Annotated in this window: 12 protein-coding genes; 4 read left to right on the top strand and 8 right to left on the bottom strand. The window is 47.7% G+C overall.

Features of this window, described 5'->3' with window-relative positions; translation table 11 throughout:
* The first annotated feature begins 8 nt into the window (after nt 1-8).
* Nucleotides 9-1169: an AraC family transcriptional regulator gene (locus HWI92_RS16130; RefSeq protein WP_204657166.1), complete on the top strand. Its 1161-nt coding sequence runs from the start codon at nt 9-11 to the stop codon at nt 1167-1169.
* A gap of 16 nt (nt 1170-1185) precedes the next feature.
* On the opposite strand, the gene HWI92_RS16125 is transcribed toward HWI92_RS16130, so the two are convergent.
* From HWI92_RS16125 to HWI92_RS16090, 8 genes are all read right to left on the bottom strand, one after another.
* The gene (locus HWI92_RS16125) at nt 1186-3225 is read right to left on the bottom strand and encodes a M13 family metallopeptidase (RefSeq protein ID WP_204657164.1); all 2040 of its coding nucleotides are present in this window, start codon (nt 3223-3225) and stop codon (nt 1186-1188) included.
* Between the two features lie 37 nt (nt 3226-3262).
* A complete protein-coding gene (locus HWI92_RS16120; protein WP_204657162.1) occupies nt 3263-4753 on the bottom strand; it encodes a peptide MFS transporter in 1491 nt (496 codons plus the stop codon).
* A gap of 157 nt (nt 4754-4910) precedes the next feature.
* The gene (locus HWI92_RS16115; RefSeq protein WP_204657160.1) at nt 4911-5819 is read right to left on the bottom strand and encodes a DUF8428 domain-containing protein; all 909 of its coding nucleotides are present in this window, start codon (nt 5817-5819) and stop codon (nt 4911-4913) included.
* Nucleotides 5820-5968: 149 nt separating this feature from the next.
* The gene (locus HWI92_RS16110; protein ID WP_204657159.1) at nt 5969-6751 is read right to left on the bottom strand and encodes a TPM domain-containing protein; all 783 of its coding nucleotides are present in this window, start codon (nt 6749-6751) and stop codon (nt 5969-5971) included.
* Between the two features lie 4 nt (nt 6752-6755).
* Nucleotides 6756-7196, bottom strand: a complete 441-nt coding sequence (locus HWI92_RS16105; protein WP_204657158.1) for a TPM domain-containing protein — start codon at nt 7194-7196, stop codon at nt 6756-6758.
* Nucleotides 7197-7245: 49 nt separating this feature from the next.
* The gene (locus tag HWI92_RS16100) at nt 7246-7827 is read right to left on the bottom strand and encodes a LemA family protein (protein WP_204657157.1); all 582 of its coding nucleotides are present in this window, start codon (nt 7825-7827) and stop codon (nt 7246-7248) included.
* A gap of 134 nt (nt 7828-7961) precedes the next feature.
* A complete protein-coding gene (locus HWI92_RS16095; protein WP_204657156.1) occupies nt 7962-9149 on the bottom strand; it encodes a deoxyribodipyrimidine photo-lyase in 1188 nt (395 codons plus the stop codon).
* A gap of 102 nt (nt 9150-9251) precedes the next feature.
* Nucleotides 9252-11276, bottom strand: a complete 2025-nt coding sequence (locus HWI92_RS16090; RefSeq protein ID WP_510186001.1) for a CHU_0125 family OmpA-like outer membrane integrity protein — start codon at nt 11274-11276, stop codon at nt 9252-9254.
* A gap of 263 nt (nt 11277-11539) precedes the next feature.
* Here HWI92_RS16090 and rpsL point away from each other — a divergent pair, with 263 nt between their 5' ends.
* The 3 genes from rpsL to fusA all read left to right on the top strand — a co-directional run bounded on the left by rpsL (nt 11540) and on the right by fusA (nt 14888).
* Nucleotides 11540-11953, top strand: coding sequence for a 30S ribosomal protein S12 (rpsL, locus tag HWI92_RS16085; protein ID WP_015813784.1), 414 nt, complete (start codon nt 11540-11542; stop codon nt 11951-11953).
* 114 nt (nt 11954-12067) lie between these two features.
* The gene (rpsG, locus tag HWI92_RS16080; RefSeq protein ID WP_138282754.1) at nt 12068-12535 is read left to right on the top strand and encodes a 30S ribosomal protein S7; all 468 of its coding nucleotides are present in this window, start codon (nt 12068-12070) and stop codon (nt 12533-12535) included.
* Between the two features lie 232 nt (nt 12536-12767).
* Entirely contained in the window at nt 12768-14888 is a 2121-nt protein-coding gene (gene fusA / locus HWI92_RS16075; protein WP_204657154.1) for an elongation factor G, read from the top strand.
* Nucleotides 14889-15018: the final 130 nt, after the last annotated feature.

The following is a 15018-nucleotide window of genomic DNA, read 5'->3' as shown; positions in this document are numbered from 1 at the left end:
AATCAGCAATGCACAAGATCATCCTCCTGCTCGATTTTGCCGAAGCTTACAGTAAAAACCTGATGCGTGGGATCAATGCCTATTCCAAAGAATTCGGTCCCTGGATTTTTTGCCGCATGCCTCTTTTTCATCGGGAAACGGTGGGTATGGAGGGAATCCTGAAATGGGCGCTGGAATGGGGAGCCGACGGAATCATCGGTCAGCTGTATAATAACGAGATTGAAAAAATCGTGCAGGCCGGTATCCCGGTGATTGCGCAGGATTTTAAGGAACGTTTTACCGAAATCCCGAACATTACGGGTGCTTACCGCGAAGCCGGACAGATGGGCGCTGAGTATTTCCTCAAAAAAGGTTTTAACAACTTCGCATTTTACGGTTTTAATAACATTGTCTGGTCACGGGAGCGGGCTGAGGGTTTTGAGGCACAATTGCGCCTGAAGGGCCATAAGGTTCATTATTTTGAGCATAAAAAATCCCGCTCTACCGAACTCTGGTTTTATAAGCCGAGCTCGCTGAGCCGCTGGCTGAAATCGCTTCCCAAGCCCATCGGTCTGATGTCCTGCGACGATAACCAGGGGCAGCACATCACCGAGGCCTGCCGGCATGTGGGAATCCGGATTCCGGAAGAAGTGGCTGTACTTGGCGTGGACAATGATGAAATGATCTGCGACCTTTCGGATCCTCCTTTATCGAGCATTGCGCTGGATGCGGAAAAAGGCGGCTACGATGCGGCCCGGCTCATGGATCAGATGATCCGCAACGGTACTTCCGGGTACTACGACATTGTTGTAAAACCGATGCAGGTGATTACCCGGCAGTCGACGGACATTTATGCGACCAATGACGATCATATTGCGTCCTCACTGAAATACATTCACCAGAATATTGATAAAAACCTGCATGTGGAAGAGGTTGTGAGGCAGGTACCCTTGTCGAGAAGGGCGCTGGAAAAGCGGTTCCTGGAAATTACAGGGTATCCCATTTACAAATATATCTTCAACCTGCGCATTGAAAAATTTACGCAAAAACTGCTGGATACCGACATGTCAGTCTTTGAGATCGCGCTGGATATGGGACTTACAGACAGCAAAAATATAGCCCGCCAATTCAGGCAGGCTAAGGGGTGTACACCCAGTGCTTACAGAAATAAATATATGGCCGGCAAGTAATGCCGGCCATTTTGTTTTACCAGATTGTAATGCGGGAAGAGTCGGGCAGGGCCATTTTGCTGCCGGCTCCGCAGCCCCAGGCCGCCTGGAACTCTTTCAAATGTGGCAGTGGGCCGTTAATCCGGTCTTTTGCCGGTGCATGCGGGTCGGTCTGTACCTGGTTCCGCAATGCGGCATCGGTTGTGTTCATGTGCCAAACCTGCGCCCAGCCCAGGAAAAAGCGCTGTTTCCAGTTGAACCCATCAATCGGTGCAGGTTCTTTTCCATTAAACGATTTTTCGAGTGCATGGTAGGCGAGGGTAAGTCCGCCAAGGTCGGCCACATTTTCCCCGATCGTCAATGCACCATTGATCTTGAATCCGGGCAGCGCTTCAATTCCGTTGAAATACTCAATGTACCTTCCGGTGAGTTTGTCGAAGTTGGCGCGATCCGCTGCATTCCACCAGTTTTTCAGGTTTCCTTCATCATCAAATTGCGAGCCCTGATCGTCGAAACCGTGTGTGAATTCATGACCAATGACCGCGATAATACCGCCATAGTTAATCGCATCGTCCGCATTGCGGTTATAAAATGGCGGCTGCAGTATACCGGCAGGGAACACCACCTCATTGTTGAGCGGATTGTAGTAGGCATTCACCGTCTGGGGTGTCATGAGCCACTCTTTTTTATCTACTTCCTTACCGATCTTTTTCACCTGCTCATCATTGGCAAACAAAGAAGCTTCCACCACATTCTGGATCAGTTTGTTGGGGACAATATTGATTGAAGAGTAATTTTTCCAATTGTCGGGATAACCGATCTTGTAGGTAAATGCTTTGAGTTTCTTCCGGGCCTTGGCCTTGGTGGAGTCGCTCATCCAGGTCAGCTTGTCAATGCGTTCACCGTATACCGTCCGCACGTTCTCAATCATTTCAGAGACTTTCTTCTTATCCTCTTCGGGGAAATACTTGGCGGAGAAAAGCTTGCCGAGCGGCATGCCCAGCAGGCCGTCGGTAGAGCGGATCGCTCTTTCGGTACGGGCTTTCTGCTGCTTGGTACCGCGCATTACGGTGCTGAAAAAACGAAAGTTTTCCTGGTCGAACCGTTTGGGCAGGTAACCCGCAAAGCGCGACAGGAGCTGCCATTTTGTATACATTTTCAACGTCGCAACCGGCGTTGATTTCAGCAGGGTGTTCAGGTTTTGCAAATACGCTTTATTTTGTACCACAACGCTGTCGGCCTTGATATCCTGCTTGTCTGCATACGTTTTCAGGTCAAAGTCGGGCACAAGCTTTACAAATCCGTCAAACGCCATTTTGTTGTAGGTCTTTACCGGGTCGCGCAGTTCCACATTGGTGAGCTGTAATTTGGCCAGCTTGGTCTCAAATGCCAGGATCGTCTGTCCGGGGGTAGGATCGGCCCAGGCAGCCAGTGAAAACATCTTGTCCACATGTTTTACAAACTCTTCCCGCACTTTTACCGTACTGGAGTCTGTCCGTTCGTAGTAGCTTTTTTCACCCAGGCTCAGCCCACCCTGTCCTTCATACAGTACATTGATCTTGCTATTGCGGAGGTCGCCTTCCACCCCAAAGCCAACAACAGCCGGCACGCCGATCTTTTGCAATTCCCCTGCTACGGCAGGCAGATCATTCAGGGCCTTGATGTCGTCAATTTTATTGAGATATGATTTTAACGGATCCAATCCCTGCTTTTCAATGGTAGCCGTATCCAGGAAGGAATGGTAAAAATCGGCAATCTGCTGTTCTTCGGAGCCTTTCCTGAGATCCGATTTCTTAACGATTTCATCAATAATCCCTCTGAGCCTTACCTCCTTGTTTTCTTTATCAAGAATTCCGAATGCACCCCAGCGGCTTTCGGTACCGGGAATGGGATTCTTCTTTTTCCAGCCATTATTGGCATAGGCGTCAAAATCATCGCAGGCTTTGGAAGTGGAATCGATGGAAGACACATCGAAGCCGGGTACCTTGGCTGCTTCCGATTCGTCACTTTCCTTTTTGCAACCTGCAACCATCATGGCCAGCGCGAGGGCCGGGTAACGTAGACTGGCTAATTTCATCTTGGAAATATTTGTGTTTGAAGTATGAAATGCAATATTAATGGATACCGCCCATCCAGTTTTTCACGGGCTTCCAGAATACAAACAGCAGCAGGCCGAATGCAGTCGTGAAAATGGCCACCTGGTTGAACAGTGCAGGCATTTGCATGATATTTTTTTCATCAAATCCCCCTGCAAATAATCCTGCTATCAGGTTGCCGAGTGAGGCGGCTACAAACCATATTCCCATGAGCTGGCTCACATAGCGCCGGGGTGCGAGCTTGGTGTAGGAGCTCAGTCCTACCGGGCTCACACAAAGCTCGGCGACAGTATGCAGGAAGTAGGTAAATGTAAGAAAGAACGGAGAGGCAAGTTCGCCGGTGATGGCTATGTTGGATGCAGCTACCATCACGAAAAAGCTTAATCCAAGCAATGTAAGACCAAATGCAAATTTCACCGGAGCAGTAGGGTTTTTGCCGCGAGCCGACAGGTAAATCCACAAGCTGGCCAGGATGGGGGCCAGTACCAGCACAAAAAACGGCTGGAAATTCTGGAACCAGCTCGAAGGAACTTCCCAGCCGGCAACGGTACGCTCGGTATGCCGGTCTGCAAAAATCTGCAGTGATGTACCGGCCTGCTCGTAACCGGCCCAGAACAAAGCTGCTGCGAGATAGAAGATGATCAGAACAAAAACCCGCCTTTTCTCAACGTAATTAAGACCGCCGGCAATCAGGATGTACAGAAAGTAGGATGCCGATATGGCTACGATGATGATACCTGCTCCCTGTGCAAGACCCTGGGCAGTTGTCATGTCCAGCTTGCCGCTGATCTGCAGTGCTATCAGGAATATGACCAATGCCGCAATCAGGCCGTAGCCGATGGCTTTATTGGTGCCGGAAACTGGCACCGACTCTTCCTTAAGTTGTCTTTGGCTCGGAGCTTCGCCCAGACCTACGAGGTAGCGGGCACTTCCGTATTTGAAAACGATCAATCCGAGCAACATACCGATAGCAGCTGCGCCGAAGCCCATGTGCCAGCTTACTTTTTGTCCCAGGTACCCGACAATCAGAATGCCGAAGAACGAACCAAGGTTAATGCCCATATAAAAGATGGAAAACGCTGCATCGCGCCGTGCGCCGCCCTCGGGGTAAAGCTCACCTACGATTGAGCTGATATTGGGTTTGAGCAGGCCTGTACCCATAGCCACCGTGACAAGCCCGAGAAAGAAGAGGAATCCGCCGGCCGGTACGGCAAGAATGATGTGCCCCAGCATAATGATGATCCCTCCATACCAGATCGCCTTTTTTTGCCCGAAAATATTATCTGCCAGCCAGCCGCCCGGGAGTGACAGCAGGTATACCGAAGCAGTGTACAAGCCGTAGATAGCGGTACCTTCGGCTGCATTCATGCCCATTCCGCCGCTGATATTATCCAGTAAAAAAAGGAGCAGGATGGCGCGCATGCCATAATAACTGAAACGCTCCCACATCTCGGCAAAAAATAGAATATAGAGACCGCGGGGATGTTTTTGTGATAATTGTGAGGGCATATAAAAATAATTTTTTATTTGGTTTTTTGTCGCTTGTGTTATGATTTATTGCGCAAGATAGGAATAAAGGGGTAAACTTTCCGAGCGGGTAAAACAAAAGCGGCAACCTGGGAAAAACCCGGCTGCCGCCCGAAAACACAATTTTGTAAATACTGGATTACTTCACTGAAAACGAGCCTTCGCCGATCGGGTAACCCTCCGCATAGAGTTCAATGGTGTATTTTCCCGAAGTAAAAGGTGTTGCCCGATCGTACAGGATGCTTACGTCCTGGTTGTTGTTGCCATAGGTCACATCCTTGCTGATGGTGTAACCCTGTTCTTCTCCATTAAGCTGGAATACACCGGAGCCTGTGCCGGTATCGGAGATCGTGGCACCGGTCGGATCGATGATCCGCATGTAGATTGTCTTAAGATCCGTGGCAGTAAGCGGGTTTTTTTCAAGGATAAAATCAACCCGCACTTTGTCAATTCTTTTGGACTTGATGTTCTCGCCTTCACGCACTTTTCCTTTTGAGGATACTGCAAATACTTTAACATTCCGGGCCCGGAGTGCCGAGGCGATACTCACTTTCGATTCCAGTTCCGTATTGCGGGTAACCACGCCGCTGAGGGAGTCGCGTACAGCCCGCCGGCTGGTTTCCAGCTCGGTGTTGGTCTGGGTTAATGTTTCATTCTGACTCAGCAGCTGCTGGTTTTCCTCTCTGAGCTGAGCGATCTCCGCATCTTTTTTGGTTAGAAACTCCTCATATTGCTTCACTTTCCTGCCCATGGTCACATTTCCTTTGCGCAGGGCAATACGGTCATTTTCGAGGGCAGCCTTTACTTTCTGCAGCTCTTCAATGTCTCCGCCCAGGCCCTGTACTTCAAGAATGCGCGCATCAAGCTGCTTTGAGATGGAATCGAGTTTGATTTCGGCCTCAGCCAGTTCGCTTACACGTCTTTCCAGGTCTCCTTCCTGTTTGGTGGTGAGGGTACGTTCGTTGTAGTAAAGGTACCCGAACACGGCAGCTACAATGGTCATCAGGATCAGGCCGATCAGCAGGCCGGTATTATTTTTGTTTTCCATAAACGTTCATCTAGGTTAAATAAAAGGTTTTTCAGCATTCTTGAAAAAGCTATGCCACACTATACGTCACTTTATTTAACGGGAAAAACAAAGCCGGCCCTGACAAGGAACCGGCAGATAATAACTTACAACCGAAAATATATTTGTCTCTAATAATCGCCTCCGGCGCCGCCACCTCCAAAGCTTCCGCCTCCGAAGCCTCCAAACCCGCCGCCGCTACCGCCGCCAAAGCCGCCTCCCCAGTTTCCGGAAGAGCTGCCGCGGCCTGAGTAGTTCGTATAAGGCCAGAAAATAGGTCCGCCGAAACCTCCGAACCCGCCTCTGCCGCCTCCGCCACGGTTATTGCGGTTTCGTAAAGCCATCAGCATAATGATAATAATCACAATGGCAACGATCCAGATGGGGGAGATGCCTTCATTGTTTTCTTCCTGCTGTGGATCGGCCTTGTACTCACCGGTCGCATATTTGAATATGGTGTCTACACCCTTATCCAATCCTTCATAGAACCGGCCTTCACGGAACTCGGGCGTAATTACCTGCGAAACGATCCGCTTGGCTACTGCATCGGGGATAGCTCCTTCCAGGCCGTACCCCGTCGCTATGAAAATCTTCCGATCGGAAGGAGCCCAGAGCAGTACAATCCCATTATCCTTATCCTTTTGCCCCACACCCCATTCACGGCCCAGCTTGAAGGCATAATCCCCGATGGGGTACTCGCCCGTGGTAGGTACCACCACGATTACGATCTGTGAAGAAGTTGAATCGTTGTAGGCAACAAGCTTCTGTTCAAGCTGCCCGATCTGGGAGGCATTCAGCTGTTTTGCAAAATCATTCACCAGGCGCGGAGGATTCGGCCTTTTCGGAATATCCTGTGCAAACACCGGTACTATAAACAGGCAAAACAGGAATGATATCAGCAGGTACTTTTTCATAATGTCAGTTGCCAAACGAGATGTCGTCCGGAAGTTCGTTGATATCATCTGACCGGTAAGGAAAATGTGTTTTCAATTGGATACCGGCTTCTTCAATGCCTTCGCAAAGGCCTTCTGTAAACTGATTGTTCCTGAACCGGGCACGCAGCAGGTTTTTGGTACTATCCCAGAAGTTGTGGGCGACTTTCTTGTAAATGCCTTCATCACCCAGCACTGCAAACTTCCTGTCTTCGTAGGCGAGATAAAATAGCACTCCGTTTCTTTCAGACGTCTGGTGCAGATTAAGCTTAACAAATACCTGCCTGGCACGTTCCATGACATCAGGCTCTGGGCATTTTTTCTCAATATGCACTTTTACCTCGCCGGAGGTCTGTTTTTCGGCTTCCCGGATTGCAGCAATAATGCGCTCCTGCTGCTCGTCATTAAAAAGAAGTGAGTCGGACATAGCAAATGAGGAAGAAAAAAGCCTGTCAGCGCGACAGGCTTTCTGATGGTCAGAATTGTACCGTCGGAGCTTTGTCTGCGCCGGCTGCGGCGGTGAAATATCCTTTCTGGGAGAATCCGAATATGCCTGCAAAAAGGTTGGTCGGGAAAGTTCTCACTTCCTGGTTGTAGTCTTTAACAACCGTATTGAAATCATTTCGGGCCACCGTAATCCTGTTTTCGGTACCTTCCAGCTGCGCCTGCAGTTCCAGGAAGTTCTGATTAGCCTTCAATTCCGGATAACGTTCCACGGAAACCAGCAGTCGTGACAATGCACCTCCCAGCTGATCCTGTGCGCTCTGGAACTTGGCGATGTTTTCAGGAGTAAGCTGGTCAGCACTGATGGTGGTTTGCGTAGCTTTTGCACGTGCTTCAATTACGCCGGTCAGTGTACTTTTTTCAAATTCAGCGGCACCTTTTACCGTATTTACAAGATTCGGAATGAGGTCAGCCCGGCGCTGGTACTGACTTTCCACTTTTGCCCAGCTTTCTTTTACTACTTCATCCTTGCCGACGAGCCCGTTGTACTTGCCACATCCGACAAATCCAAATATCAGAACGATAACGATAACTGCAATCAGTCCTTTTGACATTGTTTATTCAGTTTAGAGTTAATGAAAATTGTATTCGAAGTTGACCAAAACTAGCAAAAACCGTACTAAAAACTACATTGCCGGTCGGCACTGGCCATGTTGCTATTGTTTGCAGGGCTGGCTGGTATTTGATTTCAGCACTTACCAACCCCTGAAATATTGTTCCAGCGACCCCAGTTGACAGCAACTTTGTAGTCTATAAGGCAACTTTCGTAGTACATAGCACCCCATGTCCAGTTCACCTGTAGAGTATCGGCCAGGTAAGCCGCAAGCTTTTCCCGTTCCGGCAGGGTAATATGTCCGGTGCGGTTCAGTTGCGTAACCAGATGGTTGATTTCTTCATCAGGAGTCTGTCCTTGTATCCACTTTTCAAATGTTTCCCGATCATTCGACCATTGTTTTTCAAAAGTATGGGTCACGCCGCTTGGCTTGAACAGCCTGGGCCCGTAGCGCAGGAGAATCCAGTTGAAGTAGTCACGGGCAAGTAAGTTGCGAATCAGCATGGCCGTGGCGGAAGAGGAAGTATCTAATGTGCCAAGTTCGTCATAGATCGTAGCGGCAGACAAGCACCCCACAGACAGCCAGTCAGACAGGTGCGTGTCGATGAGCAGTTCCGGCGATTCGTGGTGGTACCTGCCCAGCAAAATATCTTCCCGGACGGATTTCAATAAAGCCTGGCCTGTCAGTTCGCCTCCTCTGGACGAAGCCTGAGCATTGGCCAGGTCGGCATCGGATACACCCAGCTCTGAAAACGAAGGCATTTCACCTGCTTCAAAATCGGCCGGAATGTTAAAAGTGGCAGGTTCTTCAAAAAGCTTCCGGCCGCTTACCTGATTTTTGGATAACTGGTAGAAATCGTCAAAGCAAACCGGCAGTCTTGCTATGGTAAAAGGCAGCTTTTCGGCCGGAACCAGTGTATCCATCCAGTAGAGCTCGATATCCACATTGCCTACTTTGAGGTTTTTGCTCAGGGATGATTCAATGCGGGTTTCCTGAGGGGCAATTTCTTTGCTGGCATATACATGGGATGCCTGGTACTGCTCGGCAAGCTGCGACACGATTTTCTCAGGTTCCCCCACACGGATCATCAGATCTCCGCCCTTTTCACGAATGTTCCGGCGCAAATCTTCAACAGCTTCCATCAGGAAACGAGTCCTTAAAGTGCCGGTACGCCTGAAACCCAGCTTGGTAGTTTCAAATTGCCTGGGGTCGAAAACATACACCGGTATGATCTCGTCCCCGGCATCAATTGCTGAGCGAAGTGCTTCATTATCAAACAGCCGCAGGTCATTTCTGAACCAATAAATGATGCGTCTAGCCATTAATTTCAAACTATATATATGAACGTTAAAGGTGCAATGATACAAAAAGCCCGCCAGTGAACGCTTGTTCCATGGCGGGCTTGTGCAGAAAACGGATAGAAGCTAGTAGCTCAGGATCGTAAATTCTGTTCGACGGTTACGCTGGTGCTCTTCTTCGGTTTTTGCATTGGGTACGATCAGCTCACGTTCACCATAACCTTTGGCTACCATACGGTCTGCATCAATGCCACGGGAGTTAAGATAACTTACCGCAGACTCAGCCCTGTTTTGGGAAAGCGTCATGTTGTATGCGTCTGTGGCTCTTGCATCCGTGTGAGAGCTGAGCTCGATCTTCATGGTCGGGTTATCTTTCAGGATCTGCACCAGCTTGTCGAGTTCAATGGCGGCATCAGAGCGGATGTTATACTTATCGAGATCGTAGTAAATATTTTCCAGCACAAATGTCTTGTTCAGTTCAAGCTTGTCCAGCTTGACCGTCACATTGTATGTTGTATCCGTCAGTTCTTTGGTCAGGAAAATGGGAGGAATGCTTTTTCCATCCATCGAAAACGGCTCCCGCCTGGTGATATAGCCTTTCCGCTCTACCAGCAGTACATATGATTTTCCTTCCTCTACGGGTTGTTTCCCGAATTTACCCTCTGTATTTGATGGCAGCTGGCTGATCTGGACATCTGCTGTATCGGCTAGTATATGAACAATCGCTGAATCGAGAGGAGCAGGGGTTTCTGTGTTGGTCAGAACGTTACCAGCAAGGAAATACCGTACTTTCTTGGGCTTGCCATTGATGTAGTTCGGGTTTTTCGGATTCATGGGATCATTCGGATCATTGTTCCGGGCGATCTCGGTGCTATCCGGCTCCTCCGGTGCGGCAAAGTAGTAAATGTCATCATCTCCTTTTCCACCTTCCCGGTTTGACGAGAAAAATCCTGCTTTCCGACCTTTGAGAAAAGCAATACCAAAATCATCCTGCGGGCTATTGAACGGAATTCCCAGGTTTTCTATGGAAATAACTCCCTGTGACCGCGTTGCGGAAAAGAGATCCAGTTTACCAAGCCCCGGATGCCCGTCGGAGGCAAAATAAAGTTTACCATCTTCGGCGACATAAGGGAACATGTCGTCTCCGGAGGTATTGATATCGCGACCCATGTTTACAGGTTTACTAAACCTGCCCGAAGCATCCATATTGGTGCGGTACAGATCAATTCCGCCTGCACCACCAGCGCGGTTAGATGCGAAATACAATGTTTTTCCATCTCTTGAAAAAGCGGGCGAACCGTCCCAGGCCAGCGAATCATTCACGGGCAAAATCGCAGGCGCCGTCCATTGCCCATTGACATTTCTGCTGAGATAAAGATCGACATCGGCAGTACCTTTTTTCTTGCCGGTGTTTCCTCTTGCAAATACCAGCGTTTTTCCATCTGGCGAGAAGGCAGGTGATCCTTCATTGGCATCCGGTGCAAATATGTCCCCACTAAAAAGTACCGGGTTGCCCTGAGTAGCACCTGCATCTTCTGCGAGTGTTACTTTGTATAAACCCAGCATGGGCTGGCCATTATTCTTGTAAACCTTCTCTTTTTTTGACGAAGAAAAAACAAGCTCATTACCGACTATGGCGGGTGAAAACTCAGAGCCTGCTGTATTCAGGGGAATGTCCTTCAATTCAACCTGCATCTTTTCAGTCCTGAGCAGATTCGCTATTCTCAGGATTTCTACCTCACGTAAGGCCCTTTCCTGTAAGTTAAGCGGCGTGTTGGCCGCCTTCGCATAAGCAGAAAACTGGTTGGAAGCTTCTTCATACGCACCGGTCGTTTTCAGAGCGTAGGCATACTGGTACTGTGCATTGGGATCTGTAATTCCGCCTTCAATAGCTTTTTTGTAGTAAGGTACCGACTCCTTAAAGCGGTTGGAAAGGCGGTAGGATTCGGCGATCAGGAAGTTGGTTTGTACGGGTTCGTAATTAGCTTCCGCAGCCTTCTGGAATCCTTTTATTGCAAGTTCGTACTCACCATTTGCAAACTTCTTCTGCCCGTCCTTGTAGGCCTGCATGGCAGAGTTACAACTGGTTAGCACAAAACAAAGAGTAGCCGGATAGATGATCAGGGTAAAGCAACTCCTCAAAAGTTTCATAGAGTAAAATGTCAAATCAAATGAATTTGGAGCGTACATCGATTATCAGAAAAGACAATACTAATAAAGAACGCTTGTAAATAAAATTCCGGATACAGGCCACAAAGATTTTTTATATTCCCGTAACGCGGAGTTGGTCAAAAAAGAATTAGTAACGTTTTGGAAATCAAGGATAGTATTTTACTTTTGCAGTCCGATTTTTCGGGAAAACTGTTTAACAGACAAAGTCTGGTGTACTAACCGGATCAAAATCAAACTATTAAATGCCTACTATTTCACAATTAGTCCGTAAAGGTAGAGAGACCATTACATGGAAATCCAAGTCTCCGGCTTTGGATTCATGCCCTCAGCGCAGGGGCGTGTGCACAAGGGTGTACACTACTACGCCTAAAAAACCGAACTCCGCTCTTCGTAAAGTTGCGCGTGTTCGCTTGTCAAACAACAAAGAGGTGAATGCCTACATCCCGGGTGAGGGTCACAACCTTCAGGAGCACTCGATCGTTCTGATCCGTGGCGGAAGGGTTAAGGATTTGCCGGGAGTTCGTTACCACATTATTCGTGGAGCATTGGATACCGCAGGTGTGAACGGACGTAAGCAACGTCGTTCGAAGTATGGTGCAAAACGTCCGAAACCAGGTCAGGCTCCGGCAGCACCAACAAAAGGTAAGAAAAAATAAAAAGTAACTCTCTCTGCTTTTATTAAGATTTTAATTGATAAAAGGGAAGTAATCCGGTGCGTGGCGCCGGGTGAATAAGTTGCAAAACGAAACCTCGTATAACATTTAACAACAATGAGAAAGTCCAAACCTAAGAAAAGATATATTCTTCCGGATCCTAAGTTCAGGGACGTTCAGGTAACCAAGTTTGTGAATAACCTGATGTTTGAAGGAAAGAAAAGCATTGCTTTCACTATTTTTTATGATGCATTGGAACTGGTTGAGAAAAAAACCAGCGAAAATGGTCTGGAAACATGGAGAAAGGCATTGAACAATGTTACTCCTTCTGTGGAAGTTAAAAGCCGCCGCGTGGGTGGTGCTACGTTCCAGGTACCAACTGAAGTTCGTCCTGAGCGTAAGCAGTCTCTTGGTATGAAATGGCTGATCAACTATTCCCGTAAACGCGGTGAAAAAACAATGGTAGACCGTCTTGCCGGTGAGATCATTGCAGCGGCTAAGGGTGAAGGTGCTGCGGTTAAAAAGAAAGACGATACGCACCGTATGGCGGATGCAAACAAAGCATTCTCACACTTTAGATTTTAATTCGGATCTTGCGTGTACTTCAAGCCGGTTGCCTCCTGCAGGCGACCGGCTTATTTTTTGTCGGAAATCAAAAGGTTAACAATCCAAAAAATAACACGCACTGATTGTTTTTATAATCAACTATTTATACTTTTGCGCTTCGAATTTCGGAATGTCCGCAGGATAGCACCGGGATTTGCCGCTTCTTTATCGGATTGCACATCGAATATAATATAACACATCACCATCTGTCATGGCACGTGATTTAAGATTAACAAGAAACATTGGTATTGCTGCGCACATTGATGCCGGTAAGACAACGACAACGGAGCGTATCCTGTACTATGCAGGGGTAAGCCACAAAATTGGAGAAGTGCATGATGGTGCAGCTACCATGGACTGGATGGAGCAGGAGCAGGAGCGTGGTATTACAATTACATCCGCTGCCACTACTGTTAACTGGAATTACCGTGATGAAAAATACCATATCAACATCATTGATACGCCGGGACACGTTGACTTTACAGTTGAGGTAAACCGTTCTTTGCGCGTTCTGGATGGATTGGTATTCCTTTTCAGTGCAGTGGATGGTGTTGAGCCTCAATCTGAAACAAACTGGCGTCTTGCTAACAACTACAATGTAGCACGTATCGGGTTTGTAAATAAAATGGACCGCTCAGGTGCTGACTTCCTGAAAGTTTGTACTCAGGTTAAAGAAATGCTGGGCAGCTATGCTGTGCCTCTTCAATTGCCGATTGGTGCTGAAGATTCATTCCGTGGTGTGGTTGATCTGGTTAACTTCCGTGGTATTGAGTGGAACGAAGCCGACAAAGGTATGACCTTTACTGAGGTGCCTATTCCTGACGATATGATCGAGGAAGCTACCGAATGGAGAGAAAAATTGCTTGAAGCAGTTGCTGAGTTCGATGATACTTTGATGGAGAAATATTTTGAAGATCCGAATTCGATCTCAGAAGATGAAATCCTCGCTGCATTGCGCGCTGCAACGATCAGCATGAAGATTGTACCGATGGTTTGCGGTTCTTCTTTCAAAAACAAAGGCGTTCAGACGATGCTGGATTACGTGATGGCTATTCTGCCTTCACCATTGGATCGCGAAAGCATCATTGGTACAGATCCACGCACCGGTAACGAAATCAGCCGTCAACCTTCAGAAAAAGATCCTTTCTGCGCACTGGCGTTCAAAATTGCGACTGACCCCTACGTAGGTCGTCTTTGCTTCATCCGTTCTTACTCGGGCGTGCTTGAATCAGGTTCATATGTATTGAACAACCGGTCAGGTAACAAAGAACGTATCTCACGTATTTTCCAAATGCATGCTAACAAGCAAAATCAGATTGATAAGCTTGAAGCAGGTGATATTGGTGCGGTAGTAGGGTTTAAAGATATTAAAACAGGAGATACACTTTCTGAGGAAAAATCACCGATCGTTCTCGAATCAATGGTGTTTCCAGAGCCTGTAATTGGTTATGCGATCGAGCCTAAGAAAGCCGCGGACAGCGACAACTTCTCGAAAGCAATCACTAAACTGATTGAAGAAGATCCGACACTTCAGGTTGAATCGAACGAAGAGACTGGTCAGACGATCATCAAAGGTATGGGTGAGCTGCACCTTGAAATTATCATTGACCGTATGCGTCGTGAATTCAAGGTGGAAGTAAACCAGGGAGCTCCTCAGGTTGCTTACAAGGAAATCCTTACCAAGAACTTTGAACACCGCGAGGTTTACAAAAAACAAACGGGTGGTCGTGGTAAATTCGCCGATATTGTATTTGAAATCGGACCACGTGATGATAACGAAGAAGGTAAAGAACCAAAAACTGGTTTGCAGTTTGTGAACGAAGTTGTGGGTGGTGCTATCCCCCGCGAATTCATCGCTCCTGTTCAGAAAGGTTTTGAAGCAGCAATGGTTAATGGTGCATTGGCAGGCTATCCTTTGGATTCGATGAAAGTGCGTTTGTTCCATGGTTCATTCCACGATGTCGATTCAGATTCACTCTCTTTCGAATTGGCTGCCAAAATTGGTTTCAAAGAGGCTGCCCGCCATGCGGGATCGAAATTGATGGAACCGATCATGCACGTTGAAGTGCTGACTCCTGATGAGTATACCGGTCCAATTACTGGTGACCTTAACCGTCGTCGTGGAATTATGAGGGGTATGGACTCTCGCAATGGAGCTCAGGTTATCAAAGCTGATGTACCTCTTTCAGAATTGTTTGGCTATGTTACCGATCTTCGTACTATGTCTTCAGGCCGTGCGACTGCATCTCTGACATTTGCTTACTACGAGATTGTTCCTAACAATATCGCAGACGGTGTTATTGAAAGAGCAAAAGGTTTGGTTAAAGCGTAATGAATGATCCGCTGCCTGAGTAATCGGGTAGCGGATTCTTTATATAAATTAAGTCAGTGAAGTAAATGGTTCTTTCACTGGCAGATGATCAGGGTTATCTCTGATTAATTTTTCTGAACCGGAAACAATC

Source organism: Dyadobacter sandarakinus (assembly GCF_016894445.1).
Classification (GTDB): Bacteria; Bacteroidota; Bacteroidia; order Cytophagales; family Spirosomataceae; genus Dyadobacter; species Dyadobacter sandarakinus.
The sequence above is the reverse complement of the archived record's forward strand: the minus strand, read 5'-3'. Positions and strand labels throughout refer to the sequence as shown.